Source organism: uncultured Cellulomonas sp., from assembly GCF_947494015.1.
Classification (GTDB): Bacteria; Actinomycetota; Actinomycetes; order Actinomycetales; family Cellulomonadaceae; genus Pengzhenrongella.
Map to the genome: position 1 here is coordinate 50045 of NZ_CANLTL010000011.1, position 25730 is coordinate 75774.

24 protein-coding genes are annotated in these 25730 nt (G+C 74.6%); 5 read left to right on the forward strand and 19 right to left on the reverse strand.

The window, feature by feature from the left end:
- Window positions 1-9: 9 nt before the first annotated feature.
- The 10 genes from hisF to Q0840_RS13160 form a co-directional block, all read right to left on the reverse strand.
- Window positions 10-780 carry an imidazole glycerol phosphate synthase subunit HisF gene (hisF, locus tag Q0840_RS13115; RefSeq protein WP_298460037.1) on the reverse strand — a complete coding sequence of 257 codons (771 nt, stop codon included), beginning with the start codon at window positions 778-780 and terminating at the stop codon, window positions 10-12.
- A 3-nt stretch (window positions 781-783) separates the two neighbouring features.
- On the reverse strand, window positions 784-1677 hold the full coding sequence (locus tag Q0840_RS13120) for an FKBP-type peptidyl-prolyl cis-trans isomerase (RefSeq protein ID WP_298460039.1): 894 nt from the start codon (window positions 1675-1677) through the stop codon (window positions 784-786).
- Between the two features lie 106 nt (window positions 1678-1783).
- Complete coding sequence (pafA, locus tag Q0840_RS13125) at window positions 1784-3145, reverse strand: Pup--protein ligase (protein WP_298460041.1); 1362 nt, start codon at window positions 3143-3145, stop codon at window positions 1784-1786.
- Window positions 3146-3157: 12 nt separating this feature from the next.
- Window positions 3158-3853 carry a proteasome subunit alpha gene (gene prcA / locus Q0840_RS13130; protein WP_298460043.1) on the reverse strand — a complete coding sequence of 232 codons (696 nt, stop codon included), beginning with the start codon at window positions 3851-3853 and terminating at the stop codon, window positions 3158-3160.
- Complete coding sequence (gene prcB / locus Q0840_RS13135) at window positions 3850-4707, reverse strand: proteasome subunit beta (RefSeq protein ID WP_298460045.1); 858 nt, start codon at window positions 4705-4707, stop codon at window positions 3850-3852. Before prcB ends, prcA begins: the two co-directional genes overlap by 4 nt.
- A 6-nt stretch (window positions 4708-4713) precedes the next feature.
- Window positions 4714-4905: a ubiquitin-like protein Pup gene (locus Q0840_RS13140; protein WP_298460047.1), complete on the reverse strand. Its 192-nt coding sequence runs from the start codon at window positions 4903-4905 to the stop codon at window positions 4714-4716.
- A gap of 79 nt (window positions 4906-4984) precedes the next feature.
- Complete coding sequence (gene dop, locus Q0840_RS13145) at window positions 4985-6763, reverse strand: depupylase/deamidase Dop (protein ID WP_298460049.1); 1779 nt, start codon at window positions 6761-6763, stop codon at window positions 4985-4987.
- A 128-nt stretch (window positions 6764-6891) separates the two neighbouring features.
- A complete protein-coding gene (gene arc, locus Q0840_RS13150; protein WP_298460053.1) occupies window positions 6892-8613 on the reverse strand; it encodes a proteasome ATPase in 1722 nt (573 codons plus the stop codon).
- Window positions 8614-8697: 84 nt separating this feature from the next.
- Complete coding sequence (locus Q0840_RS13155) at window positions 8698-9729, reverse strand: tRNA (adenine-N1)-methyltransferase (RefSeq protein WP_298460055.1); 1032 nt, start codon at window positions 9727-9729, stop codon at window positions 8698-8700.
- Between the two features lie 11 nt (window positions 9730-9740).
- Window positions 9741-10904, reverse strand: a complete 1164-nt coding sequence (locus Q0840_RS13160) for a site-2 protease family protein (protein ID WP_298460057.1) — start codon at window positions 10902-10904, stop codon at window positions 9741-9743.
- A 71-nt stretch (window positions 10905-10975) separates the two neighbouring features.
- Here Q0840_RS13160 and Q0840_RS13165 point away from each other — a divergent pair, with 71 nt between their 5' ends.
- Both Q0840_RS13165 and Q0840_RS13170 read left to right on the forward strand, forming a co-directional pair.
- Entirely contained in the window at window positions 10976-12043 is a 1068-nt protein-coding gene (locus Q0840_RS13165; RefSeq protein WP_298460059.1) for a PD-(D/E)XK nuclease family protein, read from the forward strand.
- A gap of 394 nt (window positions 12044-12437) precedes the next feature.
- Window positions 12438-13415, forward strand: coding sequence for an epimerase (locus Q0840_RS13170; protein ID WP_298460061.1), 978 nt, complete (start codon window positions 12438-12440; stop codon window positions 13413-13415).
- Between the two features lie 11 nt (window positions 13416-13426).
- On the opposite strand, the gene Q0840_RS13175 is transcribed toward Q0840_RS13170, so the two are convergent.
- Window positions 13427-14137, reverse strand: coding sequence for a cation diffusion facilitator family transporter (locus Q0840_RS13175; RefSeq protein WP_298460063.1), 711 nt, complete (start codon window positions 14135-14137; stop codon window positions 13427-13429).
- A 263-nt stretch (window positions 14138-14400) separates the two neighbouring features.
- Window positions 14401-15201, reverse strand: a complete 801-nt coding sequence (locus Q0840_RS13180) for an HAD family phosphatase (RefSeq protein WP_298460065.1) — start codon at window positions 15199-15201, stop codon at window positions 14401-14403.
- Between the two features lie 65 nt (window positions 15202-15266).
- Here Q0840_RS13180 and Q0840_RS13185 point away from each other — a divergent pair, with 65 nt between their 5' ends.
- The gene (locus Q0840_RS13185) at window positions 15267-16130 is read left to right on the forward strand and encodes a PAC2 family protein (RefSeq protein ID WP_298460067.1); all 864 of its coding nucleotides are present in this window, start codon (window positions 15267-15269) and stop codon (window positions 16128-16130) included.
- 4 nt (window positions 16131-16134) lie between these two features.
- Here Q0840_RS13185 and mshC read toward each other — a convergent pair whose 3' ends face one another.
- Entirely contained in the window at window positions 16135-17418 is a 1284-nt protein-coding gene (mshC, locus tag Q0840_RS13190) for a cysteine--1-D-myo-inosityl 2-amino-2-deoxy-alpha-D-glucopyranoside ligase (RefSeq protein WP_298460069.1), read from the reverse strand.
- A 123-nt stretch (window positions 17419-17541) separates the two neighbouring features.
- Window positions 17542-18408: an undecaprenyl-diphosphate phosphatase gene (locus Q0840_RS13195; RefSeq protein WP_298460218.1), complete on the reverse strand. Its 867-nt coding sequence runs from the start codon at window positions 18406-18408 to the stop codon at window positions 17542-17544.
- 95 nt (window positions 18409-18503) lie between these two features.
- On the opposite strand from Q0840_RS13195, the gene Q0840_RS13200 reads away from it, so the two are divergent.
- Entirely contained in the window at window positions 18504-19466 is a 963-nt protein-coding gene (locus Q0840_RS13200; RefSeq protein WP_298460071.1) for an aldo/keto reductase, read from the forward strand.
- 89 nt (window positions 19467-19555) lie between these two features.
- On the opposite strand, the gene Q0840_RS13205 is transcribed toward Q0840_RS13200, so the two are convergent.
- A complete protein-coding gene (locus Q0840_RS13205; protein ID WP_298460073.1) occupies window positions 19556-19909 on the reverse strand; it encodes a primosomal protein in 354 nt (117 codons plus the stop codon).
- Window positions 19910-20034: 125 nt separating this feature from the next.
- Between Q0840_RS13205 and Q0840_RS13210 the strand changes: the two genes are divergently transcribed.
- Window positions 20035-20283 carry a DUF5703 family protein gene (locus Q0840_RS13210; protein ID WP_298460075.1) on the forward strand — a complete coding sequence of 83 codons (249 nt, stop codon included), beginning with the start codon at window positions 20035-20037 and terminating at the stop codon, window positions 20281-20283.
- Window positions 20284-20326: 43 nt separating this feature from the next.
- Here the strand turns inward: Q0840_RS13210 and Q0840_RS13215 are convergent, their stop codons facing one another.
- The 4 genes from Q0840_RS13215 to ald all read right to left on the reverse strand — a co-directional run bounded on the left by Q0840_RS13215 (window position 20327) and on the right by ald (window position 25632).
- A complete protein-coding gene (locus Q0840_RS13215) occupies window positions 20327-21658 on the reverse strand; it encodes a M20/M25/M40 family metallo-hydrolase (RefSeq protein ID WP_298460078.1) in 1332 nt (443 codons plus the stop codon).
- Between the two features lie 80 nt (window positions 21659-21738).
- A complete protein-coding gene (locus Q0840_RS13220; protein ID WP_298460080.1) occupies window positions 21739-23826 on the reverse strand; it encodes a M3 family metallopeptidase in 2088 nt (695 codons plus the stop codon).
- 74 nt (window positions 23827-23900) lie between these two features.
- Window positions 23901-24443: a dihydrofolate reductase family protein gene (locus tag Q0840_RS13225; RefSeq protein WP_298460082.1), complete on the reverse strand. Its 543-nt coding sequence runs from the start codon at window positions 24441-24443 to the stop codon at window positions 23901-23903.
- Between the two features lie 73 nt (window positions 24444-24516).
- On the reverse strand, window positions 24517-25632 hold the full coding sequence (ald, locus tag Q0840_RS13230) for an alanine dehydrogenase (RefSeq protein ID WP_298460084.1): 1116 nt from the start codon (window positions 25630-25632) through the stop codon (window positions 24517-24519).
- Window positions 25633-25730 lie beyond the last annotated feature (98 nt).

The window sequence follows — 25730 nt, forward strand, 5'->3', positions numbered from 1 at the left end:
CCGCCCGGCTCAGCGGACGACGACGCCCGCGGCTCGCAGCGCGTCCTTGACCTGTCCGACCGACAGCGTGCCGAAGTGGAACACGCTCGCGGCCAGGACCGCGTCGGCACCGGCCTGGGCCGCCGCGACGAAGTGCTCGGGCGTGCCGGCGCCGCCGCTGGCGATGAGCGGGCAGCGCACCTCCCCGCGGACCGCACGCAGCATCTCCAGGTCGAAGCCGGCGGTCGTGCCGTCCGCGTCCATCGAGTTCAGCAGGATCTCGCCCGCACCCAGCTCCGCCGCCCGCGCCGCCCACGCGACCGCGTCGATGCCCGTGCCGCGCCGCCCGCCGTGGGTGGTGACCTCGTACCCCGAGTCGGTCCGGGTGTCCCCGGTGACCCGGCGCGCGTCGACGGACAGCACGAGCACCTGGCTGCCGAAGCGGGCGGCGATCTCCGCGATGAGCTCGGGACGGGCGATCGCGGCCGTGTTCACACCGACCTTGTCGGCGCCCGCGCGCAGCAGCCGGTCGACGTCGTCGGCGCTGCGCACGCCGCCTCCGACGGTCAGCGGGACGAAGATCTCCTCCGCGGTGCGCCGCACCACGTCGAAGGTGGTCTCGCGGTTCGCCGACGACGCCGACACGTCGAGGAACGTGACCTCGTCGGCGCCCTCCGCGTCGTAGCGGCGCGCGAGCTCGACCGGGTCCCCCGCGTCGCGCAGGTTCTCGAAGTTGACGCCCTTGACGACGCGCCCGGCGTCGACGTCCAGGCACGGGACGACCCGTACGGCCACGGCCACGGCTCAGCCCTCCCCGTCCGACGCGCCCGAGGCGTCCGGCGCCGGCGCGCCGGACGCCGGGGCGCTGGTGGCCAGGATGTCCACGACGAGGACGAGGGTGTCCTCCTCGCCGCCGACCGCCGCGCCGCCGTCCGGGGGGATGACCAGCATGACCCGGCTGCCGGCGGTCTGCTCGAGCAGCCCCTCGGCGAGGCCGGGCAGGACCCCGGCGCCCAGGTCGAACGACTCGGGGCCACCCTGGTCCCAGCTCGAGTCGTACAGCGACCCGTCGGACCAGCGGATGCCGGTGTACTGGACGGTCACGGTCGAGCCCTCGACGACCTGGTCGCCGTCGCCGCGCAGCAGCGCCTGGACCACGAGCGAGCGCGGCGCCTCGCCCTCGGGGGTGGCGATGACGGGCTCACCGTCGTCGGCGACGGTGACGGGGGGAAGCCCCTCGCGCGGCTCGACCGGCTCACCCCACGCCTGCGTGGGCCGGACGTCGACGACCATGACGGATGCGAAGCTCGCGGTGTCGGAGGTGGCGGGCAGCAGCAGGAGCAGCCGGGTGCCCACCGTCTGGCCGGCGAGCGCCTCGTACAGGTCGGCGCTGAGCACCTCGGGGCTGAGGGTGAACGGCTTGGGCACCGTGGAGTAGGTCTCCTCGACGAGGGAGCCGTCGTCGGCACGCTGGAGCCGGTAGTCGAGCAGCACGGGCCCGCCGTCCTGCAGCTGCGGGCCGCTGCCCTCCCAGACCACCTCCGACGTCGCCTCGGCGACGGCCAGCGGCGGGGTGAACTCCAGCTCCGGCTCCTGCCCCGTGCCGCCGCTGACGGCGACCTGCGGCTGCTCGGCGGCGGTCGAGGTGCACCCGCCCAGCAGGGCAGCCGCGAGGACCGCGACCAGCACTCGTCGCACGTCGAGCCTTTCGTTCGTCAGCCGGGGACCGGCGGCCACTCTACGGTGCCCTGCGCGAGCGTCCGGACGGGGCCGGGCGGGTGCCCTGCCTCGCCCGGACGGGCGGTCACATCGACTCGATCAGCCGCTCGACCCGCTCGTCGACGCTGCGGAACGGGTCCTTGCACAGCACGGTCCGCTGGGCCTGGTCGTTGAGCTTCAGGTGCACCCAGTCGACCGTGTAGTCACGGCGGGCCTCCTGCGCCCGGCGGACGAAGTCCCCGCGCAGCTTGGCCCGGGTGGTCTGCGGCGGGACGGCGGTGGCTTCGAACACCTCCAGGTCCGTGGTGACCCGCTCCACCATGCCGCGGGCCGCGAGCATGTTGTACAGGCCCTCGGTGCGGGAGATGTCGTGGTAGGCCAGGTCGAGGCGGGCGATCCGGGCGTCCGACAGCGGCAGGTCGTGCTTGTCCATGTACCGCTGCAGGATCTTCCACTTGATCACCCAGTCGAGCTCGCGGTCGACGAGCCCGAGATCACCCGTGCGCAGCGCGCGCAGCCCCCGCTCCCACAGGTCCACCACCTGCTTCACCTCGGGTGCGGGGTCCATGTCGGCCGCCACGAACTCCTTGACCCGTGCCAGGTACTCCTCCTGCAGGTCCACGGCCGTCGCGGTCCGGCCGTTGGCGAGCTGGACCGGCGCCATCCCGGTCATGTCGTGGCTGATCTCGCGGATCGAGCGGATCGGGTTCTCCAGCGCGAGGTCGCGCAGCTGGACGCCGGCCTCGACCATCCGCAGGATGAGGTCGGTCGAGCCGACCTTGAGCATCGTCGTGGTCTCCGACATCGAGGAGTCGCCGACGATGACGTGCAGGCGCCGGTAGTGCTCGGCGTCCGCGTGCGGCTCGTCACGCGTGTTGATGATGGGGCGCGACCGGGTGGTGGCGCTGGAGACGGCCTCCCAGATGTGGTCGGCACGCTGGGACAGGCAGTACCGGGTGCCCCGCGGGGTGGTCAGCACCTTGCCGGCGCCGGTGAGAACCTGACGGGTGAGCAGGAACGGGACCAGGACGTCCGAGAGCCGGCCGAAGTCGCCCTGCCGACGCACGAGGTAGTTCTCGTGGCAGCCGTAGGAGTTGCCCGCGGAGTCGGTGTTGTTCTTGAACAGGTGGATCCGCCCGGACAGGCCCTCGTGCACCAGGCGCTGCTGGGCGTCGGCCACCAGGCCCTCGAGGATCCGCTCCCCGCCCCGGTCGTGGGCCACGAGCTGGCGGACGTCGTCGCACTCGGCGGTCGCGTACTCGGGGTGCGAGCCGACGTCCAGGTACAGCCGGGACCCGTTGCGCAGGAACACGTTGGACGACCGTCCCCAGGCGACCACCTTGCGGAACAGGTAGCGGGCCACCTCGTCCGCGGACAGGCCGCGCCCGTCGTCCGCGGCGCAGGTGACGCCGTACTCGGTCTCGAGGCCGAAGATCCGCCGGTCCATGGACTGTCCTCCTTATCCGCCGGCCAGCAGGTCCTCGAGCAGCGCCCCGGTCAGACGGCGGAACGCGCGGCGCGGACGCGTGCGGTCCAGCACGGCGACCTCCAGCTGGGCCGCCGGGATGACCCGTGTCTCGCCCTCAGCCTGCGCCCCGAGGGTGCGGACCGCCAGCCCCAGCACCTGCGGCAGCGTCATGCCCGCGGACCACTCGGCGGCGACCCGGGTGCCCAGGTCCTCGGCCTGCCCGCCCATGACGACCCAGCCGTGCTCGTCGGTCACCGAGCCGTCGTAGGACAGCCGGTAGATCTGGTCACCGCCGGGGTCCGGGCCCACCTCGGCGACCACGAGCTCGACCTCGAGCGGCTTGGACTCGGTGGTGAAGACGGTGCCCAGCGTCTGGGCGTAGGCATTGGCGAGGCCGCGGGCGTTGACGTCGCCGCGGTCGTAGGAGTAGCCGCGCAGGTCCGCGTACCGCACGCCGGCCACCCGCAGGTTCTCGAACTCGTTGTACTTGCCGACCGCCGCGAACGCGATCCGGTCGTAGATCTCCGACACCTTGTGCAGCGCGCGGGACGGGTTCTCGGTCGCGAACGCGATGCCGTCGTCGTAGGCGAGGACGACGACGGACCGGCCGCGCGCGATGCCCTTGCGGGCGTAGTCGGCCCGGTCCTTCATGAGCTGCTCGGGCGAGACGTAGAACGGCATGCTCATCGCAGTCCCCCGTCCGGCCGGCGGCGCGACGCGCCCTCGCGGTCGTGCTCGGCGCGGCGGCGCTCCAGGACGGCGTCGACCACCTCCGCGAGCGTGCTCTCGGCCACCCGCAGGTAGCCGGCGGCGGTCACGCTGGCGACCACGGGCCAGATCCCGCGGACGGTGTCCGGCCCGCCGGTCGCGGAGTCGTCGTCGGCGGCGTCGACCAGCGCCTCCACCGCGACCCGGACCGCGCCGTCGGAGTCCAGGTCGGGCTGCCACAGCTTCTTCAGCGAGCCGCGGGCGAACACGGACCCCGAGCCGACGCTGTGGTGGGCGTGCTCCTCGTACCGGCCGCCGGTCACGTCGTAGGAGAAGATCCGTCCGGTGCCGCGGTCCAGGTCGTAGCCGGCGAACAACGGGACGACCGCCAGCCCCTGCATGGCCAGGCCCAGGTTCGAGCGGATCATCGTCGCGAGCCGGTTCGCCTTGCCGTCCAGCGACAGCAGGGTGCCCTCGATCTTCTCGTAGTGCTCCAGCTCGAGCTGGAACAGCCGCACCATCTCCAGGGCCAGGCCGGCGGACCCGGCGATCCCGACGGCGGAGAACTCGTCGGCGGGGAACACCTTCTCGATCTCCCGGCTCGCGATGGTGGGGCCCATCGTGGCGCGCCGGTCCCCGGCGAGCACCACCCCGCCGTCGAAGGTCAGGGCGACGATCGTGGTCGCGTGCGGCGCCCCGGGGACCGCACCGGCGGGCAGCGGCCGGTTGCCCGGCAGCAGCTCGGGCGCGTGGCCCGCGAGGAAGTCGACGAAGGACGCGGAGCCGGGTGCCGTGAAGGCGCGCGGCAGCCGCCCGTACGGGTCGGTGGTCATGGGCGCCTACTGGCCGCCCTTCTGCACGAACCCGCGCACGAACTGCTCGGCGTTGGACTCCAGCACCTCGTCGATCTCCTCCAGGAGGGCGTCGACGTCGGAGTCCTGGGCCTGGGCGGCGGGGGCAGGCGGCGTGGCCGGCTCGGCCTCGTCCTCGCCGTCCCGACGCTGGGGCCTGACGTGTTCCTGACCAGCCATGGTGACCTCCGCGGATGGGTGGTGCCTGCTGCGCCCACCCTATGTCAGCCCACCCGCACGGGGCGTCGCGGTCCGCCGGTCACCCCCCGGCCAGCGCCCGGAGCAGCGTCCCGGCGTCCGGCGACGCCTCGAGCAGCGGACCGACGTGTGCGCGGGTTCCCCGCAACGGGTCGCGCATGGGCACGCGCTGGAGCGTCGGCGTCCCGGCGACGTCGAAGATGACCGAGTCCCAGCTCGCGGCGCAGATCTCGTCGGCGTACCGGGCGAGGGCCTCCCCACGGAAGTAGGCGCGGGTGTCGGTGGGCGGGTGCACGGTGGCCCGCTCCACGGCCGCCGGGTCCACGAGGCGCTCCACCGCACCGGCCTCCAGCAGCCGGTGGTAGAGCCCGCGCTCGGGGCGCACGTCCGACCACTGCAGGTCGACCGCCGCCAGGCGGGGATGGTCCCAGGGCAGGTGGTCGCGACGGCGCAGCCCCTCCAGCAGCCGCAGCTTCGCGAGCCACTCGACCTCACGGGCGCAGGACGCCGGCTCGGTCGCGAGCCGGTCGAGCAGCGAGCCCCACCGTGCGAGCACGTCGGGCGTCTGGGGATCCTGCTCGGCTGCGCCGCGGGCCGCCATCGCCCGGCGCACCGCGGCCAGGTAGGCCCCCTGGATCTCCAGCGCCGTCAGCCGGCGGCCGTCGGCGAGCTCGAGTCGCGCGGTCAGGGCCAGGTCCCGGCTGACCGTGTGCACCGCCCCCACGGGGTCGCGCAGCACGAGCCCGTCGATGGTCCGCAGGGCGGCCGCGACCTCGCCGTCGGCCGCCGCGTCGCCCGCCACGCCGTCGACGTCGGCGCCCGATCTGTCGCCGCGGTCGTGGCGCGCGGCCTGCTCCAGGAGCCACAGCACGGCCGACGTGGTGCCGAGCTTGAGGTAGGTGGCGACCTCGAGCAGGTTCGCGTCGCCGATGATGACGTGCAGACGGCGCCACAGCTGCGGATCGGCGTGCGGCTCGTCGCGCGTGTTGACGATGGGCCGTCGCAGCGTCGTCTCCAGGCCGATCTCGGCCTCGATGTAGTCGGCGCGCTGGCTCAGCTGGAAACCGGGCTGCTCGCCGCGGGCGCCGAGCCCCACCCGGCCCGCGCCGGTGAACACCTGCCGGGTGACCAGGAACGGCACCAGTCGGCGGGCGAGGTCGGTGAACGGGACCGCGCGGGCGACCAGGTAGTTCTCGTGCGTGCCGTAGGACGCGCCCTTGCCGTCCACGTTGTTCTTGTACAGCGCGACGTCGGGCAGCGCCGGGTTGGCCGCGAGCGCCCGCACCGACGCGAGCATGACGAGCTCGCCGGCCCGGTCCCAGCGGACCGCGTCGAGCGGCCCGGTGACCTCCGGCGAGGAGTACTCGGGGTGGGCGTGGTCGACGTACAGGCGCGCACCGTTGGTGAGGATCACGTTGGCGGCGCTCGGGTCGTCGTACTGCTCGGCGGTCGGCCGCGCGAGCTCCTCGAGCCGGTCGGGGCTGTCCGCGTCGCCGTCGAGACCGGCCGGGGCGCCGCCCTGGCCGGTGGGGGCGTCGTCCTGGCCGGTGAGGGCGCCGTCGTCGTCGGCGCCCGACGCGCTGACCGGGGGCGCGGCGTGCGCCGGGTCGTCGGTGAGCATGGACGGGTGAGCGGCGGCCCGCAGCACGTGGAAGCCGCGGGCGTCGTGCAGGGGGTCCTCGTCGTCGTAGTCCCACCGGGCCCGTGCCCGCGAACCCACCCGCGCCGGCACGTGCGCCGCCACCACGTAGCTGGACAGCAGCATCGGGTTCGCCATCGGCCGACCGGGCTCGAGGACCCCGTACTCCGTCTCGATCCCCATCACGCGGCGCACGGTCACCCGGTCAGCCTAGTCAGCGCCGACCCGACGAACCGCCGCCAGGCCGACCGCCGCCCAGGTCGACCGCCGGCCGGTCGACCGCCGGCGGGTGCTGCCCCCGCGGCGACCGGTCGGCGGGTGGACGGACGCTAGAGGTACTGCCCGGTGCTCGTGACGGTCTCGATCGTGCGCGACCCGTCCGGTCCGCCCTTCTTGCTCGTGACGATGGTGCGGATGAACACGATCCGCTCGCCCTTCTTGCCCGAGATGCGCGCCCAGTCGTCCGGGTTGGTGGTGTTCGGCAGGTCCTCGTTCTCCTTGAACTCGTCCACGCACGCGGTCAGCAGGTGATCGACGCGGATGCCCCGTTGCCCGGTCGCGAGCAGGTCCTTGATCGCGGACTTCTTGGCACGGTCGACGACGTTCTGGATCATCGCCCCCGAGTTGAAGTCCTTGAAGAACAGGATCTCCTTGTCCCCGGACGCGTAGGTCACCTCGAGGAAGCGGTTCTCCTCGCTCTCGGTGTACATCCGCTCCACGACCCGCTCGATCATCGCGTCCACGGACGCGCCGACGTCCCCGCCGTGCTCACGCAGGTCGTCGGGGTGGATCGGCAGGTCGGGCGTGAGGTACTTCGCGAAGATCTCCTTGGCGCCCTCGGCGTCCGGACGCTCGATCTTGATCTTCACGTCCAGCCGGCCGGGCCGCAGGATCGCCGGGTCGATCATGTCCTCGCGGTTCGACGCCCCGATGACGATGACGTTGTCCAGCCGCTCGACGCCGTCGATCTCGCTGAGCAGCTGCGGCACGATCGTCGTCTCGACGTCGGAGGAGACACCTGTGCCCCGCGTGCGGAACAGCGACTCCATCTCGTCGAAGAACACCACGACCGGGTGCCCCTGCGAGGCCTTCTCCCGGGCCCGGGCGAAGATGAGCCGGATGTGCCGCTCGGTCTCGCCGACGTACTTGTTCAGCAGCTCGGGGCCCTTGACGTTGAGGAAGAAGCTGCGGGCCTCACCGGCCGCCTCGCCGCGCGCCTCGGCCGCCGTGGCGGCGAGCGAGTGGGCGACGGCCTTGGCGATGAGCGTCTTGCCGCACCCGGGCGGCCCGTACAGCAGCACGCCCTTGGGCGGCTTGAGCCCGTGCTCACGGAACAGGTCCGGGTGCAGGAACGGCAGCTCGACGGCATCCCGGATCGCCTCGATCTGCGGCCCGAGCCCGCCGATGTCGGTGTAGTCGATGTCCGGGACCTCCTCGAGCACGAGCTCGGAGACCTCGGCGCGCGGGATGCGCTCGAAGACGAAGCCGCTGCGGGGCTCGATGGTCAGCGCGTCGCCGACCCGGACCGGGCTGGCGTCGTCGAGCAGCCGCCCCGCCAGCCGCACCACGCGCTCCTCGTCGGCGTGACCGACGACGAGGGCGCGGTCGGCGCCGAGCAGCTCCTTGACGGTCACGAGCTCGCCGACCGGCTCGTAGCTGCCCGCCTCCACGACGGTGAGCGCCTCGTTGAGCATGACCTCCTGCCCGGGGCGCAGGGCCGTGAGGTCGAGCGCGGGGCTGGCCCCGACGTGCATCTTGCGGCCTGCGGAGACCACGTCGACCGAGCCGTCCTCGCGGGCGCCGAGGTACAGCGCGTAGGTCCCGGGCGGCTTGGCGAGCTCGTCGAGCTGACGGCGCAGGTCGACGATCTGCTCGCGTGCGGCCACCAGGGCGTCCGCGAGCCGCTCGTTCTTGGCGGTGAGCACCGCGGCCTGCCGTTCGGCATCACGGTGCTGGCCGAGGTCACGGTGCTGGCTGTGGTCCGGGCGCTGGCTGTGCTCGGGGCGCTGGCTGTGCTCCGGGCGCTGGGCGAAGCCTGACGGATCCGTCATGACGGCCCCCTTCCGCGTGGGCGTGGCGATGTCCCAGCCTAGACACGCCCGCCGCCCCGCGCGGACGGCCCACGCGGGCGCGCGTCAGCCGATCTCGGGCGCCTGCCCGACGTCGCGCCGCACCCGCCGGACCTTCTTGTCCGAGACGGGTCGCTCGCCGAGGTCCTCCGCGCTCCACTCCCCCGGCTCCGCGGCGTCCACGGGGTAGGACCCCTTCGCCGGGCGCCGGCGACGCAGCGGGGCCTCGACGCCGTCGGCCATCCGCCGGGCGGTGAGCAGGAACCCGGTGTGGCCGATCATCCGGTGCTGCGGGCGCACCGCCAGCCCCTCCAGGTGCCAGCCGCGGACCATGGACTCCCATGCCTCGGGTTCGGTGTACCGGCCGTCGGCACGCAGGTCCTCGGCCAGCCGGGACAGCTGGGTGGTGGTGGCGACGTACGCGACCAGGACCCCGCCGGGGGTGAGCGCGGTGGCGACCGCGTCCAGGTTCTCCCACGGCGCGAGCATGTCCAGCACCACCCGGTCGACCGAGCCGACCTCGGTGACGGTCGGCAGCACGTCCGACAGGTCCCCCACGGACAGCGTCCAGGCCGGGTGCGGCGCACCGAACTGCAGCTCGACGTTCCCCCGCGCGATCGCGGCGAAGTCCTCGCGGCGCTCGATCGAGTGGAGCGTCCCGCCGTCGCCGACGGCGCGCAGCAACGACATCGTCAGCGCACCGGACCCGACGCCGGCCTCGACGACGCGGGCACCGGGGTAGATGTCGGCCATCGCCACGATCTGCCCCGCGTCCTTGGGGTAGACGACGGCGGCGCCGCGCGGCATGGACAGGACGTAGTCGCTGAGCAGCGGCCGCAGCGCCAGGTACTCGATCCCCGCCGTGCTGCGCACCACGGACCCCTCGGGCTGCCCGAGCAGGTCGTCGTGCAGCAGAAAGCCCTTGTGGGTGTGGAACTGGCCGCCGGGCGCCAGGGTGATGGTGTGCAGCCGGCCCCGCGGGTCGGTGAGCTGGACCCGGTCCCCCGCACGCAGCGGGCCGCGACGGATGTCGGCTCCCGTCGGGCTCGGGGCGGGCGTCGGCCCGGCGGTCTCGGTCGTCGCGGGGGTGTCGGTCACGGGGGTCGAGTCTAGGAGCGCGCGCCGAGGGCGGCGACGACGTCGCTGGTGAACAGCAGCCCGGTGACCCGGCCGCCGTCGGCGACCGCCATCACCGGGGACGACGGCGCCACGCGGTTGACCTCGCGCGCGAGCGCGGTCCCGGTGGCGGCGGCGTCGACCACGGCGCCCACCGGGATCGGCACCGCGACGGCGAGCACGTCGGTGGTCGGGTACGCCTCGACCGGCACCGAGGCGGCCGCCCCGGGGTCGACGTAGGCGGCCGGGCGGCCGTCCTGCGCGAGGACCACGACGTGCACGACGCCGGCCGTGAGGGCCGCGCGCTGGGCGTCCGCGAGCGACGACCCGAGCGGCACGACGGCGGCGGGCCGGGCCAGCCGGGCGGCCGACAGCCCGTCGACCGACCGCTGGGCAGCGGCTCCCGTGATGGCGCCGGATGCGCCGGTCCACAAGAAGCCGGCGATCAGGACCGCCCAGATCACCGTGAACAGCGACGGCTCCCCGCCGCGCAGGAGCGGCAGCCCGACCGTCCACGCCACCAGCGCGACGGCGACGACCCGCCCGGCCCACCCGGCGACGACCGTCCCGCGGTACCGGTCCCCGGTCACGCCCCAGACCACGGCCTCGAGCACCCGGCCACCGTCCAGGGGCAGGCCGGGGACGAGGTTGAAGACGCCGACGAAGGCGTTCGCGATCGCTGCGGAGTACAGCAGGGCCACGAGCAGGCCGGTGGAGTCGACGGCCCGCAGCGCCGTCCACGCGAGCACGGCGAGCAGCACGTTGGTCAGCGGCCCGACGATGGCGATCAGCGCGCTGACCCGGGCGCTCGCCCCCGCGCCGGCGAACGAGGTGTGCCCGCCCCAGAGCGTGATCGCGAACTCGTGCACGCGAAGCCCGTTGGCGCGGGCCACCAGACCGTGCGCGAGCTCGTGCAGGAAGACCGAGGCGAACAGCAGCACCACGAAGCTGAGGGAGACGGCGTAGGTCGCGGCGGCGCCCAGGTCGAAGCCGAACCTGCGGACCGTCGGCGCGAACAGCAGCGTCAGGACGACGGCGGCGACGATCCAGGACCGCGCCAGGATGATCGGGGCGCCGGCTGCGTGGCCGATGACCCAGCCCGCCGTGCCCTGGGGTCGCGCTCGACCGGACCGTGGTCCCCTGCTCGATTGCTGCACCACGCCAGCGTAGGTGGTGGTGGCGGCACGGCGGCGCGGGGATGTCGGTGCCGGCACCTACCCTCGTGCGCATGTCGATCTCGACCCTGCCGACCCACGCCGCGCCGGACCCGGACGCGGACGTGGCTGCCGGCTCAGGCACGGGCACGGGTACGGGCACGGGCACGGAGACAGCCGCCCGGCCGGCCCGCGACCGTCCCCGCCGTCCGGGCCTGTCCCCCTCGCGCGCCAACGACTACATGCAGTGCCCGCTGCTCTTCCGGTTCCGCGTGGTCGACAAGCTGCCCGAGCCGCCCAGCGAGGCCGCCGCCCGGGGCACGCTCGTGCACGCGGTGCTCGAGCGTCTCTACGACGCGCCGGCCGGCGAACGCACCGAGACCTCGGCGCGCGCGCTGCTGCCGGGCGAGTGGGACCGGCTGCGCACGGCGGAGCCCCGCTATGCCGCGATGTTCGCCTCGGCCGAGCAGGAGGAGGCCTGGCTGGCCGGCGCCGCGAAGCTGCTGACCACCTACTTCACGCTCGAGAACCCCACCCGGCTCGAGCCGCGCGAGCGCGAGCTGTTCGTGGAGAGCCAGCTCGACGACGGGCCGCTGCTGCGCGGCATCGTCGACCGTCTCGACGTCGCCCCCGACGGCGCGGTCCGGGTCGTGGACTACAAGACCGGCCGCTCACCCCGCGCCGGGTACGAGGGCACGGCGCTGTTCCAGATGCGCTTCTACGCCCTGGTGCTGTGGCGAGCCACCGGGAAGGTCCCCCGCATGCTGCAGCTGGTCTACCTGGGCGACGGTCAGGTGCTGCGGCACGAGCCGGGCGAGCCCGAGCTGGTCACGACCGAGCGCCGGGTGCGCTGGCTGTGGGACTCGATCCAGCGCACCGCCCGGTCGGGCGAGTGGAAGCCGCGCACCTCGGCGCTGTGCGGCTGGTGCGCGCACCAGGCACTGTGCCCCGCGTTCGGCGGCACCCCACCGGAGGTTCCCGCGGGCGCGGTGGAGCTCGCGCTCGGGGTGGCGCCGCCCGCGGTCGAGGGGACCGACACCGTCGGCGGTCCGACGACGGTGGGGCCGCCGGCCGCGGGCCCGGCGGCGGCCGCGCAGCGGGCCGCGGGTCCGGCGGAGCAGCCGGTCGGCGCGCTCGGCTGACCGGCGACTCAGGCGTCGAAGGCGCGGACCGGTCGGCCACGACGTCGGCCGCCCTGGCCCGCAGGGCGTCGGACCGGTCCGGGGTACGGCCCGACCGGTGGTCAGACCACGCGGCCGCGGTGGCGGCGCGGGCGTCGGCGGGCGTCGCGCCCGGTGCGCCCTCCAGCACGGCGGGGACGAGCCAGTCGACGTCGAGCACGCCCGCCGGAGGGGCGAACACCCGCTCCCCGCTGACCCAGTCGGTCGGTCCGCTCATCCGGCCATGCTCGGGCAGCACCGGCCCCGGCGCCACCGGGCTCCTCGCGCGGGGCACACCGCCGACCCGCGTCCGTGCCCCGGCGGTGTGCCCACCGGGGCGGCCGGGACCGGCCGGCCGCGCGCCTAGGCTGCCGGGATGAAGGTCGTCATCCCCGGCGGGACCGGACAGGTCGGTGGCGTGCTGCGGCGGGCACTCGTGGAGCGCGGCGACAGCGTCACCGTCCTCAGTCGTCGCCCCGAGCAGCTCGAGGACGGCATCCGGCACGCGGTCTGGGACGGCCGGACGCTGGGTGCGTGGGCCGACGAGCTCGACGGGGCCGACGCCGTCGTCAACCTCGCCGGCCGGACCGTGAGCTGCCGCTACACCGACGCCAACCTGCGGCAGATGATGGACTCGCGGGTGGACTCCACGCGTGTGGTGGGGCAGGCCATCGCCGCCGCGCGACGGCCCCCGCGGGTGTGGCTGCAGATGAGCACGGCGACCATCTACGCCGACGCCCGCAGCCGACCCGACGACCGGCCGCACGACGAGCACACCGGGATCATCGGCGGCGAGGAGCTCGACGTCCCGCTCTACTGGGAGTACAGCGTCCGCATCGCGCGCCGGTGGGAGGCCGCCCAGGCCGATGCGGACGTGCCCGGCACCCGCCGGGTCGCGCTGCGGACCGCGATGGTCATGACGCCGGACCGCGGCGGCGTCTTCGACTACCTGTCCTGGATGGCTCGGCTCGGTCTCGGCGGGCCGGTCGCCGGGGGCCGGCAGCACGTCTCGTGGATCCACGGTGAGGACTTCGTGCGGGTGGTCGAGCTGCTGCTCGAGCGCGAGGACCTCGACGGGCCGTTCATCGTGGCCGCTCCTGACCCGGTCGAGCAGCGTGACCTCATGCGCTCGCTGCGGGGAGCCTGGGGTGGGCGTCCCGGACTGCCGGCCACCCGGTGGATGGCGGAGATCGGCGCGTTCGCGCTGCGGACCGACACCGAGCTGCTGCTCAAGAGCCGCCGGGTGGTGCCGGGGCGCCTGCTGGACGCCGGCTTCACCTTCCGTCACCCGCGGTGGGACGCGGCGGCCGGGGACCTCGTCGCTCGACGGCGCAGCGCCCGCCACCCGGGCTGACTCCCGGTCCGTCAGCCGCCGCGGCCGCGCTCGGGCTCGTGGCCGTGGCCGTGGTGGTGGACGTGGTGGTGGACGTGGTGGTCGTCGTTGTCGTGGTCGTGGGCGAGCTCGCCGTCCCACGCCTCCGCGCCCTCGTGGACCGCGAAGGCCGCGATGACGAAGCCGGCGACGGGGTCGAGCCAGGCGGCTCCGGTCAGCGCGTACAGCCCCACGCCGACCAGCGTGGACAGGCTGAGCAGCACGCAGATCCTGGTCTCGGCCGCGTCAGCGAGGATCAGGTCGTCCGCCAGCGCGACGCCGACACGTCGCTTCGCCGCGGCGAGCACCGGCATCACGACGATCGACGCGACCAGCACCCCGATACCGAGGGGGGAGCTGTCGGGGGTCTCCCCGCCGAGCAGGCGTCGGACGCCCTCCACCGTGACGTACGCGGCCAGGCCGAAGAACGTCAGCGCCACCAGCCGCAGGGTCCGCTTCTCCTTGGCCTCGTCGGCGTGCCCGTGCCGCAGTCGCGCCGCCAGCCGCAGGCCGACCAGGATCCCCGCCATCGACTCGATACCGGAGTCGATGCCGAACCCGACCACCGACACCAGTCCCGCGATCACGCCTGCGGTGATCGCGACGACGCCCTCGACGACGTTGTAGGCGACCGTGACCTGAGCCAGGCGCAGGCCCCGCCGGGTCAGGCCCACCACCTCCGCGTCGGTGAGCCCCGCGCTCACCGGGCGGCCCCCGGCGCGTCCGGCGTGCGAGGTGGCCCCGCCGCGAGCGCACGGCCGCCGACGACCCCGGGGACGGGGCACAGTGCCACCGCGTCGTCGGTCAGCCCCCGCATCCGCTGCCCAGCACGCACGAGGCACGGGGTCGCCGGCGCCTCCGCCGGGGCATCGGGCCGCGAGCCCGCGGCTCCTGCCGGGGCGTCCCGGTCACCGCGAGTCATCGCCATACGGCGATGCTAATGGGGTGGTCGGGGTGCCGGCGGCCGTCAGGCTGCCGGGGTGATCAGGTCGAGCACGTCCCCGCCCGCCACCCGGGCCAGGCTCGCGAGGTCGAGCTCGGTCAGCGAGCTCACCCGGCTGAGCCCCGGCGCTGGCGCGATCGGCAGCATGACCTCGACGCCGATCGTGCGGGCGCCGGCCGCGAGAGCGGACCCGATGCCGGACGGCGAGTCCTCCACCGCGACGCAGCGGGTGGGGTCCACGCCCAGCCGAGCGGCTGCGGTGAGGTAGGCCTCCGGGTGCGGCTTGCCGTGGGTGACCTCGTCGCCGACGACGACGGTGCGGAACACCCCTGCGGGCGCCGCGGCGACGAAGGGCTCGGCGAGCCGGCGGTAGGACATCGTCACCAGCGCGCACGGGACCCCGGCCGCCGCGAGCGCCTCCAGCACCTCGCGCGCGCCCGGCTGCCACGGCACGTGCCGGGTGACCTGCTCGACGACGCGCCCGATGAGGAAGTCGACGATCTCCTCGACCGGCAGGTCGACGCCGTGGTCGCGCAGGATCTGCCCGCTCACGGGCAACGGCTGGCCGACCATGGCCAACCCCTGCTCGTAGCTCCAGGTGCCGCCGTGCGCCCCGACCAGCTCCGTCTCGGCCGCCATCCAGTACGGCTCGGTGTTGACCAGCGTGCCGTCCATGTCCCACAGCACCGCGGGCGGCGCGGGGCGTGGCGCCGCGGGGCCACGCCGGGGGGCGACGTCGGGCCGGTCGCTGCGGACGCGGGCGCCGTCGGGCAGGTCGCCGAGGCCGGGAGATCGGGCACCGTCGGGCGCGGGGGCGTGAGGCATCGCGCCATCCTAGGCGCGGCCCGCGCCGATGCTCGGGCGTGGCGGAAGCGCCCTAGGCTGGCCCGATGACCGAGCAGCAGCACCCGGGCGAGGACCGGACGGAGCGCGAGCCCGTCCTGCTCGCCGCCTTCGAGGGATGGAACGACGCCGGGTCCGCGGCCACCCAGGCGTTGGAGCACCTGCACGAGGTCTGGGCCGCCGAGGAGGTCGACGAGCTCGACCCCGAGGAGTACCACGACTTCCAGGTGAACCGGCCGACGGTCGCGGTGGGCGACTCTGGCCGCCGCGAGATCACCTGGCCGACGACCCGGGTGGCGGTGGCCACCGCGCCGCAGTCGGGTCGGATCGTCGTCCTCGTGCACGGCATCGAGCCGTCCATGCGCTGGCGCCGGTACTGCGCCGAGCTGCTCGACATCGCCAAGAACCTCGGGGTCCGGTCGGTCATCACGCTCGGTGCGCTGCTGGCCGACGCCCCCCACACGCGGCCGATCCCGGTCAGCGCCTCCGCCGAGGACCCGCAGGTGCAGGCCCTGGTGGGCGCGGAGCCCAGCACCTACGAGGGCCCGACCGGCATCGTCGGCGTGCTCCAGCACGAGGCGGCCGAGCAGGGCCTGCGGGCGGTGTCGCTGTGGGCGGCGGTGCCTCACTACGTGGCCCACCCGCCGTCACCCAAGGCGACGCTGGCCCTGCTCGCGCGCATCGAGGAGCTGCTCGGCGAGCCCATCCCGCTCGGCGAGCTGCCCGACGACGCCGCGGCGTGGCAGCACGGGGTCGACGAGCTCGCCGCCGAGGACAGCGAGATCGCCGAGTACGTGCACCAGCTCGAGGAGGCGAAGGACACCGCCGACCTGCCCGAGGCCAGCGGCGACGCGATCGCGCGCGAGTTCGAGCGCTACCTGCGCCGTCGGGACAAGGGCACCGGGGCGTAGCCGGTCACAGCCGTACCCCGAGCAGCGCGTCCACCGCGCTCCGGACGAGTGCGGGGGCGCCGTCCACCGTGCCGTGCCGACCGCTCGCCGGGCTGCCGCCGAGCGCCGCATCGGCCCAGTCGTCGACCGCGACGAGCGCCCGGGGGGCGTCGAGGTCGTCGGCGAGCGCTGCGCGCACCGCCGCCAGCGTGCCGGTGGCCTCCGGGCCGGCGTCCGTGGCGACCGCGCGCCGCCACCGGTCCAGCCGCTGGACCCCGGCGGCCAGGTCCGGCTCGGTCCACTCCCAGTCGGTCGCGTAGTGGTGCCCGAGCAGGGTCAGTCGGATGGCCATGGGGTCGACCCCGGCCGCCCGGAGCGCCGACACCAGCACGAGGTTGCCGCGCGACTTGCTCATCTTCTCGCCGTCCAGGCCGACCATCCCGGCGTGCACGTGCACGCCGGCGCCGCCCGCGCCGTCGGACAGCACGCGGGCGTGCGACGTGCTCATCTCGTGGTGCGGGAACTGCAGGTCCACCCCGCCACCCTGGACGTCGAACGGCAGCCCCAGCCCGTCCCGGGCGATCACGGCGCACTCGACGTGCCACCCCGGACGGCCGGTACCGAGCGACCCGCCGTCCCAGGCCGGCTCACCCGGGCGCTCGCGCCGCCACAGCAGCGGGTCCAGCGGGTCCCGCTTGCCCGCGCGGTCGGGGTCGCCGCCCCGCTCGCCGAACAGCACGAGCATGTGGTCGAGCTCCAGCCCGGCGACCTGCCCGAAGGCGCTGTCGACCGACAGGTCCGCGTAGACGTCACCCGTGGTCGGGTCCGCACCGCCCGCTCCCGGCTCGAGCGGGACCCGGTACGCGGCTCCCGCCGCGAGCATCTTCTCGACGGCGCCGACGACGTCGGGCACGGTCTCGACCGCACCGAGGTAGACGTCGGGCGGCACGACGCGCAGCGACGTCATGTCGTCGGCGAACAGGGTCGTCTGGTCCTGGGCCAGGTCGCGCCAGTCCACACCGGTCGCGGTCGCCCGCTCCAGCAGCGGGTCGTCGACGTCGGTGACGTTGGACGCGTACCGCACGTCCAGGCCGGCATCCCGCCAGGCGCGGCCGAGCAGGTCGAACGCCACGTACGTCGCGGCGTGGCCCATGTGCGTCGAGTCGTAGGGGGTGATGCCGCAGACGTAGAGCGTGGCCCGCGGACCCGTCGCGGCCGGCACCAGCCGGCCCGAGGAGGTGTCACGGACGTGCACGGTGTCGCCCCGCCCGGGGAGCTGGGGGATCTGCGGGAGGGGCCAGGTCTGCACCGGGTGAGCCTAACCGCGCCGCCGCGGTGCGCCCGTCGGACGCCCAGCGGGCGGCGCCGTCGGACGCCCAGCAGCGGCGCCGGGGCCGAGTGCGCCGGGGGCCGGGTGGGCGCGCCGCGCGCGTCAGCCGGCGGTGAGCGCGACGGGCTGAAGGACGCCCACCGTGAGCAGCACGAGCACGACGGCGGCCAGCACGATGCGGTAGACGACGAACGGCTTGTAGCTGTAGGTGGACACGATCCGCAGGAACCCGATGATCACGACGTAGCCGACCACGCCGGCGACCAGGGTCGCGACGACCGTGGCCGCGACGCCGGGGGTGCCGGGCGTGCCGAACTCCCCCAGGCTGCTGACCAGCTGGTACAGGCCGGACCCCAGGACCGCCGGGATGGCCAGCAGGAACGAGTACCGGGCGGCGGCCTCCCGCGTGTAGCCCAGCAGCAGCCCGGCCGTGATCGTCCCGCCGGACCGGGACACGCCCGGCACCAGGGCCAGGGCCTGCGCCAGCCCGAAGATCAGCGCGTGCCGCGGCGTCAGGGACGTCAGCGCTCGCACCTTCGCGCCCCGGCGGTCCGCCCAGCCGAGCACGAGGGCGAACCCGGCCAGGGTGGCCGCGATGAGGTACAGGTTGCGGAAGGGCTGCTCGATCGCGTCCTGGAAGAGCAGGCCCAGCACGACGATGGGGATGCTGCCCAGGCCGATGTACCAGCCCATCCGCGCGTCGGGATCGTGCGAGCCCAGGCGTGAGGCGCGGTCGGTGCCGTGCTTGCCCGAGATCGCCCGCCACCACGCGCGGCAGATCGTCGCGATGTCGCGGCGGAAGTACAGCAGCACGGCCGTCTCGGTGCCGATCTGGGTGATCGCCGTGAACGCCGCACCCGGGTCCCCGGAGCCGATGAGCTCACCGACGATGCGCAGGTGCGCGCTGGAGGACACCGGCAGGAACTCGGTCAGCCCCTGCACCAGACCCAGGATGATCGCTTCCCACATGCCGACTGAGGAGTCCACCAAGGCCATGGTGGGCAAGGCTAACGGCGCGCCGGGGCACCCGAGGACGACGCCCGAGCCCGGTAGCGTTCGGCCCCATGGAACAGCGAGGGCTCGGACGAACCGGCCTGCGGGTCTCCCAGCTGGGCCTGGGCACGCTGACCTGGAGCCGGGACACCGACGAGCACGAGGCCGCGGAGCAGCTGCGGGACTTCGTCGACGCAGGTGGGACGCTGCTGGACACGGCGGCGTCCTACGCCGACGGGGCCGCCGAGGAGCTCATCGGCTCGCTGCTCGGGGACGTCGTCGCCCGCGACGAGGTGGTGCTGTGCACCAAGGCCGGCGTGCGGCGCACGCCGTCCGGCGGTGTGGTGGACGCCTCACGCGGCGCACTGCTGGACTCCCTCGACGGCTCGCTGGCGCGGCTGCGGACCGACCACGTCGACCTGTGGCTGGTGCAGACGCCGGACCCGCGCACGCCGCTGGACGAGACGCTGTCGGCGCTGCGGCTCGCGGTGACGTCCGGACGGACCCGCTACGTCGGGCTGTCCAACCACGCGGGCTGGCAGACGGCGCGCGCGGCGACGCTGCTGGCCGGTGACGTGGGCCTGGCGGCGGTGGAGGTGGAGTACTCGCTGCTGCAGCGCGGGATCGAGCGTGAGGTGCTCCCCGCGGCGGCGGACCTCGGCGTGGGCGTGCTCGCCTGGTCGCCGCTCGGTCGCGGTGTGCTGACCGGCAAGTACCGCCGCACGATCCCGGCCGACTCGCGGGCGGCGTCCCCGCACCTGGCCGGCTTCGTCGAGCCGTACCTGGGAGCCGGCTCGCTGGCCGTGGTGGAGGCGGTCGCCACCGCCGCCGAGGGGCTCGGCTGCGCACCGCTGGACGTGGCCCTGGCCTGGCTGCGGGTCCGGGGGCAGATCACCTCCGCCATCGTCGGCGCCCGGACCCCGGCGCAGCTGCGGGGGTCGCTGAGCGCGCACGGCCTGGAGCTGCCGGCGGAGATCGTGCATGCGCTGGACGAGGTCAGCGCCCCGGAGGTCGGCTACCCCGAGCGGCGCTGACCGCCGCGGCCCGTGCCGCGGCGTCCGCCTGCGGCCCGGGCGGGCGCGCCGGGCGAGCGGCGGTCGTGCGCTGGTTGCGCGCGCCAGGCTCAGCGAGCCTGACCGGAGCCGACGTCGTCGCCGAGCCGGTCGAGCAGGTCGTCGTCGTCCACGTGGGCGTCGAGGTCGCTCGCGCCGGCGCGGGCCGCGCCCGGCCGGTCGTCCTCGTCGTCGAGGGTCTCGTCGTCCTCGTCCTCGTCGTCGTCGTCGACCAGGTAGAACGGCGTGGCCTCCCCGTGGACGGTGGCGAGGGCGTCGTCGTAGACCTCGAACGCGTCGGCGAGGACGTCGTAGGCGTCGTCGACGGCGGGGTCGTCGTCGCGCCGTCGTGCCGCGACCGCGTGGTAGTGGGCCTCGAGCGCGGCCACGAATCGATCGAGGGCGGCGCGCGGATCGACGGTCATGCACTGACGGTAGCGCCGCCGAGGGCACAATGGCACCGGGAATCCCGGGCGCCGGGAGCGCGTTGGGTCGCGTGGCGCGGGGGTCGGGTGGCCCCGGCAGGGATCGGTGCGACGAAGGGATCGCGATGGAGAGCAGGCTCGCAGGTCGTGCCCGCAGCGAGTGGGCGGCAGGAGGCGGTCAGTACGAGTACCGCGTGCTGACGATCCCGCGCACCACCAGTCGGAACGACGCGCGCCGTCTGCTCACCGACGAGGCCGAGTACGGCCGCTGGGAGCTCGCCCGGACGCTGCTGTTCGCCGGCGGGGAGCGCAAGGTCTGGCTGCGCCGCAAGATCATCCGGGTCCGCAGCACGCTCGCCGAGACGCTGGACTGAGCCCGAGCCGACCGCTCTCGCCGCCGCGGGACGGGCGGGACGGTCAGCAGGCGCCGAGCAGGCGGTCCAGCACGCGGACGCCGAAGGTGAGCGCGCTGGTCGGGACCCGCTCGTCGACGCCGTGGAACATCGCGGAGAAGTCCAGCGACGGCGGCAGCTGCAGCGGTGCGAACCCGTAGCCGGTGATGCCCAGCCGGGCGAGCGACTTGTTGTCCGTCCCGCCGGAGAGCGTGTAGGGCAGCACCGCGGCGCCCGGGTCCTCCGCCTGCAGGGCCGCCACCATGGCGTCGACGAGGTCGCCCTCGAACGGCACCTCGAGGGCGATGTCCTGGTGGATCGGCTCGATCCGCACGTGCTCGCCGGCCAGGGCGCGCAGCGTGCTCAGCGCCTCGTCCTCGTGCCCGGGCAGGAAGCGGGCGTCCAGGACTCCCTCCGCGCGACCCGGGATGACGTTCGCCTTGTACCCCGAGCTCAGCTGGGTCGGGTTGGACGTGTTGCGGATGGTGGCGCCGACGAACCGGGCGGCCGGTCCCAGCGCGTCGACGAGCCGGTCCACCGCGTGCTCGTCCTCGGGGTCGAAGCGCATCCCGGTCAGCTCGGCGACGCCCTCCAGCAGCCGGCGCACCGTCGGGGTCAGGGTGAACGGCCACGGGTGCTCGCCGATGCGCGCCATCGCGGCGGCGAGGTGGGTCACGGCGTTGTCGGTGTTGACCTGGCTGCCGTGCCCGGCGCGGCCGTCGGCGACCAGCCGCAGCCAGGCGATGCCCTTCTCCGCGGTCTGCAGCAGGTAGGCCCGCCGGCCGTCGATCTCGACGGAGTACCCGCCGACCTCGCTGATGGCCTCGGTCGCGCCCTCGAACAGGTCGGGGCGGTGGTCCACGAGCCAGCGGGCGCCGTAGGCCCCGCCGGCCTCCTCGTCGGCGAACAGGGCGACGACGACGTCCCGCGCCGGGCGCCGTCCCTCACGGGCCATCTGGCGCACGACCGCCAGGATCATCGCGTCCATGTCCTTCATGTCGACCGCGCCGCGGCCCCACAGCAGGCCGTCGCGCTCCTCGCCGCCGAACGGGTCCACCTGCCAGTCCGAGGCCTGCGCCGGGACCACGTCGAGGTGCCCGTGCAGGACGAGCGCGCCCCGGGTGGAGTCCTCACCGGGCAGCCGGACGACGACGTTGCCGCGGCCCGGGGCGGACTCGACGTACTCGGGCTCCAGGCCGACCTCGGTCAGCGACCCCATGACGTACTCGGCCGCGAGTCGCTCGCCCGGGCCCGACCCGTCGCCGTAGTTGGAGGTGTCGAAGCGGAGCAGGTCCTGGCAGATGCCCACGACCTCGTCCTGGGCGGTGCGGGCAGCGGCGTCGACAGGCGTGGACATGGGCACCACCGTACCGTCGGCCCGTACCGCAGTCGGGTACGGGCCGACGGTCGCCGGTGCACGGCTGGGTCGGGCTCCGGTCAGGCCCCGGTCGCGTCCAGCCCTCGCCGGGCGAGCAGCGGGCCGATCTCCGGGTCGCGGCCGCGCAGGTCCCGGAAGGTCGCCATGACGTCCACCGACCCGCCCCGGCCGAGCAGCCGGTCACGGAACGTGTCGCCGTTGGCCCGGCTCAGGCCGCCGTGCTCGGTGAACCACTCGACGGTGTCGGCGTCCAGCACCTCGGACCAGATGTAGGAGTAGTAGCCGGCCGAGTACCCACCGCCGAAGACGTGGTTGAAGTAGCTGGTCCGGTACCGCGGTGGGACCGGCGCGAAGGCGATCCCGGCCCGGTCGAGCGCGGCGGCCTCGAACCGCTCCACCTCGGCCGGGTCCGTGGGCACCTCGTCGGGGGCCAGCACGTACCAGGCCTGGTCGAGCAGGGCTGCGGCCAGGTACTCGGTGGTCCCGAAGCCCTCGTTGAACTGGCGGGACGCGAGCATGACGTCGACCCACTCCTGCGGCATCGGCTCGCCGGTGACGTGGTGGACGGCGTACCGGCGCAGGATCGCCGGGTCCCAGGCCCACATCTCGTTGACCTGGGACGGGTACTCCACGAAGTCGCGCGGGACCTCGGTGCCGGACTGCGAGGGGTAGCGCACGTCGGAGAACAGCCCGTGCAGGGCGTGACCGAACTCGTGGAACAGGGTGATGACCTCATCCCACGCCAGCAGGGTCGGCTCCCCCGTCGGGGGCTTGTTCAGGTTGAGGTTGTTGACCACCACGGGCCGCTCACCGAGCAGCCCGGACTGGTCCACCAGGTTGTTCATCCACGCGCCGCCCCGCTTGGACGCCCGGGTGTAGAAGTCGCCGAGGAACAGCCCGATCGGCTGGTCGCTGCGCTCGTCGGCGACCTCCCACACCCGCACGTCGGGGTGGTACCCGACCAGGTCGGGACGTTCGGTGAAGGAAAGGCCGTACAGCTCGCCCGCCGCCGCGAAGACGCCGTCGCGCAGCACGCGGTCCAGCTCGAGGTAGGGCCGCAGCAGCGCGTCGTCCAGGGCGTACCGCTCCTTGCGCACCCGCTCGGCGTAGAAGGCCCAGTCCCACGGCTCGAGCCGGGCGCCCGGCACGTCGGCCTCGAGGGCCGCCTGCAGGTCGGCGGCCTCGGCCTGGGCGTTCGCGACGGCGGCGGGCGCGAGCCGCCCGAGCAGCGAGCTCACCGCGTCGGTGGTGCGGGCGCACGCATCCTCGGCCACGTACGCCGCGTGGTGGGGGTACCCGAGCAGCTGCGCGCGCTCGGCACGCAGCCGCACCAGGCGCAGCAGCGTCGTGCGGGTGTCGTGCTCGCCGCCCGTGGCGCCGCGGGTGACCGACGCACGGTGCAGCCGCTCGCGCACCGACCGGTCGGTCAGCGCGGCGAGGGCGGGCTGCTGCGTGGGCAGGATCAGCTCGAGCAGGTACCCCTCGGTGTGGCCGCGCCCCTGGGCGGCCTCACGCGCCGCGGCGATCGCGTCCGGGGCCAGGCCGTCGAGCTCGGCCACGTCCTGCACGAGGACGGCGGCGGCGTTCTGCGCGGCCAGCAGCGTGCGCCCGAACGCGGTCTCCAGGCTGGTGATCTCGGCGTTGAGCTCGCGCAGCCGCGCCTGGTCGGCCTCGGGCAGCGCGATGCCCGACCGGCCGAAGTCCGTGCGGTAGGTGTGCAGCAACCACGCCGTGTCCGGTTCCAGCGTGACCCGGCCGGCGTCGACGTCGGCGGCGATCGCCTCGAGCCGGGCGTGCAGCCGGGCGTCGAGGTAGACCGCGTCGTGGTGCGCCGCCAGCTGCGGCGCCATCTCCGCCTCGATCTGCTCGAGCCCCGGCGTGCTGTCCGACCCCACCTGGTTGAAGAAGGCCGCAGCGGCCCGCGCGAGCAGGCGCCCCGACCGCTCGAGCGGGACGAGGGTGTTCTCGACCGTGGCCGGCTCGGGATCGTCGGCGATCTGCTCGATCTCCGCGCGCTGCCCGGCCATCCCGGCGACCAGCGCCGGGGCGAAGTGCTCCTCGCGGATCGCGGCGTAGTCGGGCAGACCGAAGGGCAGCGTGGAGGGTCGGGCGAACGGGTTGGCAGGGTCCAGGTGGCTGGAGGTCATGGGCACCATCCTGCCGTGCGGCGACCGGCGGGACGGTGTCTGCGGAGCTGCGGTGGCTGCGGGCTGACGGCTGCTCACCCGTGCGGGACGGTGTACCGCAGCTCGACGAAGGCGTCACCGAGGCGGGTCACGTCGGTGAGCGCCAGCGGGCCGGGCAGCCGCGCGGGCAGGACCGGGGCCCCGCCGCCGAGCACGACGGGCGCGACGCCCAGCCAGATCTCGTCCAGCAGCCCGCGTTCGGCGAACTGGGCCACCAGGGCACCACCGCCGACCAGCCAGATGTTCCGGCCGGCCGCCGCCTGGACCATCTGCGCGTGCACCCGCGCGACGTCGTCGGCGGTCCGCACCACGTCCGCCCCCGGGACCAGGGGCAGGTCGCGGTGGGTGAAGACCCACGTGCGATGGTCGGGGTACGGCCACCGGTCCACCCCCTCCGCCAGGACGAACTCGTAGGTGGCCGCACCCATCGCGATCGCGCCGACCCCGGACAGGAACGACTCGTAGTGCTCGGTCACGCCGGGCACGTCGTTGAACTGCATGAGCCAGTCGAGGGAGCCCGCCGGGTCGGCGATGTACCCGTCGAGGCTCGCTGCCACGTAGTACTGGGTCCGCGTCATCACCCCAGCATGCCGCGCGCCGCCGACACGCCGCCGGGTCCCGGGGCGCGGGCCGGGGCACGGAGGAGCGCCGCTACCCGAGCACCTCGGCGACGGCGGTGGCGGTGAGGCCGTGGGCGCCGGCGACCGCCGCGTTGAGCAGGGCGCCGTCGTGCGTGGTCAGGCCGGCGGCCAGGGCCGGGTCGGAGCGAGCGGCGGCGCGCCAGCCGTCCGCGGCGAGCCGGGTCAGGTAGGGCAGGGTCGCGTTGGTCAGGGCACGGGTCGAGGTCACCGGCACGGCACCGGGCATGTTGGCGACGCAGTAGAACACCGAGCCGTGCACGGTGAAGGTCGGGTCGGCATGGGTCGTCGGGCGCGTGGACTCCAGGCAGCCGCCCTGGTCGACGGCGATGTCGACCAGCACGGACCCGGGGCGCATCCGGGCGACGAGGTCGTCGCTGACCAGCCGGGGCGCGCGCGCACCGGCGACCAGGACCGCACCGATGACCAGGTCGGCGTCGAGCAGCTCCTCCTCGAGCGTGTACTGGCTCGAGGCGAGCGTGCGCACCCGACCACCGAACGTGGCGTCGATCGCGCGCAGCTTGGGCAGGGACAGGTCCAGCACGGTGACGTCGGCCCGCATGCCGACGGCGATCTCGACCGCGTTCGTGCCCGCCACGCCGCCGCCGAGGACGACCACCTTGGCCGGCCGCACGCCGGGGATGCCGCCGGGCAGCACCCCGGCGCCGCCCGCGCTCGTCATCAGGTGGTACGCGCCGACCTGCATCGACAACCGGCCGGCGACCTCGCTCATCGGTGCCAGCAGCGGCAGCGTGCCGTCGGCGAGCTGCACGGTCTCGTAGGCGATCGCCGTCGTGCCCGCCGCGAGCAGCGCATCGGTGGCGGGACGGTCCGCAGCCAGGTGCAGGTAGGTGAACAGGGTCAGGTCACGTCGCAGGTAGGCGTACTCCGATGCGACGGGCTCCTTCACCTTGCACACGAGCTCGGCGCGGCCCCACACCTCGTCGGGCGTGTCCACCAGGTCGGCGCCGGCCGACCGGTAGGCGGCGTCGGGGACCGCGGAGCCCTCCCCCGCACCGCGCTGGACGAGCACCCGGTGGCCGGCGGCCACGAGCTGGTGGACGCCGGCCGGCGTGATCGCCACCCGGTGCTCGTTGTTCTTGACCTCGCGGGGGACACCGATCTGCATGGGGCACTCCAGGGACGACGACGGGCCGGGTCGCGGCGGCTGCCCTCAGCGTGCCCTCTCGCGGGCCCGTCGGCGCGCGCACGACGCGACTCGACGGG

What these genes read in the sequence shown, in the direction of transcription:
- Q0840_RS13220 (WP_298460080.1), bottom strand. Translation starts at nt 23,826, where the DNA reads ATGACCTCCAGCCACCTGGACCCTGCCAACCCGTTCGCCCGACCCTCC.
- Q0840_RS13205 (WP_298460073.1), bottom strand. Translation starts at nt 19,909, where the DNA reads ATGACCGTCGATCCGCGCGCCGCCCTCGATCGATTCGTGGCCGCGCTC.
- pafA (WP_298460041.1), bottom strand. Translation starts at nt 3,145, where the DNA reads ATGGACCGGCGGATCTTCGGCCTCGAGACCGAGTACGGCGTCACCTGC.
- Q0840_RS13185 (WP_298460067.1), top strand. Translation starts at nt 15,267, where the DNA reads ATGACCGAGCAGCAGCACCCGGGCGAGGACCGGACGGAGCGCGAGCCC.
- prcB (WP_298460045.1), bottom strand. Translation starts at nt 4,707, where the DNA reads ATGACCACCGACCCGTACGGGCGGCTGCCGCGCGCCTTCACGGCACCC.
- prcA (WP_298460043.1), bottom strand. Translation starts at nt 3,853, where the DNA reads ATGAGCATGCCGTTCTACGTCTCGCCCGAGCAGCTCATGAAGGACCGG.
- Q0840_RS13170 (WP_298460061.1), top strand. Translation starts at nt 12,438, where the DNA reads ATGAAGGTCGTCATCCCCGGCGGGACCGGACAGGTCGGTGGCGTGCTG.
- ald (WP_298460084.1), bottom strand. Translation starts at nt 25,632, where the DNA reads ATGCAGATCGGTGTCCCCCGCGAGGTCAAGAACAACGAGCACCGGGTG.
- Q0840_RS13225 (WP_298460082.1), bottom strand. Translation starts at nt 24,443, where the DNA reads ATGACGCGGACCCAGTACTACGTGGCAGCGAGCCTCGACGGGTACATC.
- Q0840_RS13140 (WP_298460047.1), bottom strand. Translation starts at nt 4,905, where the DNA reads ATGGCTGGTCAGGAACACGTCAGGCCCCAGCGTCGGGACGGCGAGGAC.
- Q0840_RS13210 (WP_298460075.1), top strand. Translation starts at nt 20,035, where the DNA reads ATGGAGAGCAGGCTCGCAGGTCGTGCCCGCAGCGAGTGGGCGGCAGGA.
- Q0840_RS13195 (WP_298460218.1), bottom strand. Translation starts at nt 18,408, where the DNA reads ATGTGGGAAGCGATCATCCTGGGTCTGGTGCAGGGGCTGACCGAGTTC.
- arc (WP_298460053.1), bottom strand. Translation starts at nt 8,613, where the DNA reads ATGACGGATCCGTCAGGCTTCGCCCAGCGCCCGGAGCACAGCCAGCGC.
- Q0840_RS13200 (WP_298460071.1), top strand. Translation starts at nt 18,504, where the DNA reads ATGGAACAGCGAGGGCTCGGACGAACCGGCCTGCGGGTCTCCCAGCTG.
- Q0840_RS13180 (WP_298460065.1), bottom strand. Translation starts at nt 15,201, where the DNA reads ATGCCTCACGCCCCCGCGCCCGACGGTGCCCGATCTCCCGGCCTCGGC.
- Q0840_RS13215 (WP_298460078.1), bottom strand. Translation starts at nt 21,658, where the DNA reads ATGTCCACGCCTGTCGACGCCGCTGCCCGCACCGCCCAGGACGAGGTC.
- Q0840_RS13165 (WP_298460059.1), top strand. Translation starts at nt 10,976, where the DNA reads ATGTCGATCTCGACCCTGCCGACCCACGCCGCGCCGGACCCGGACGCG.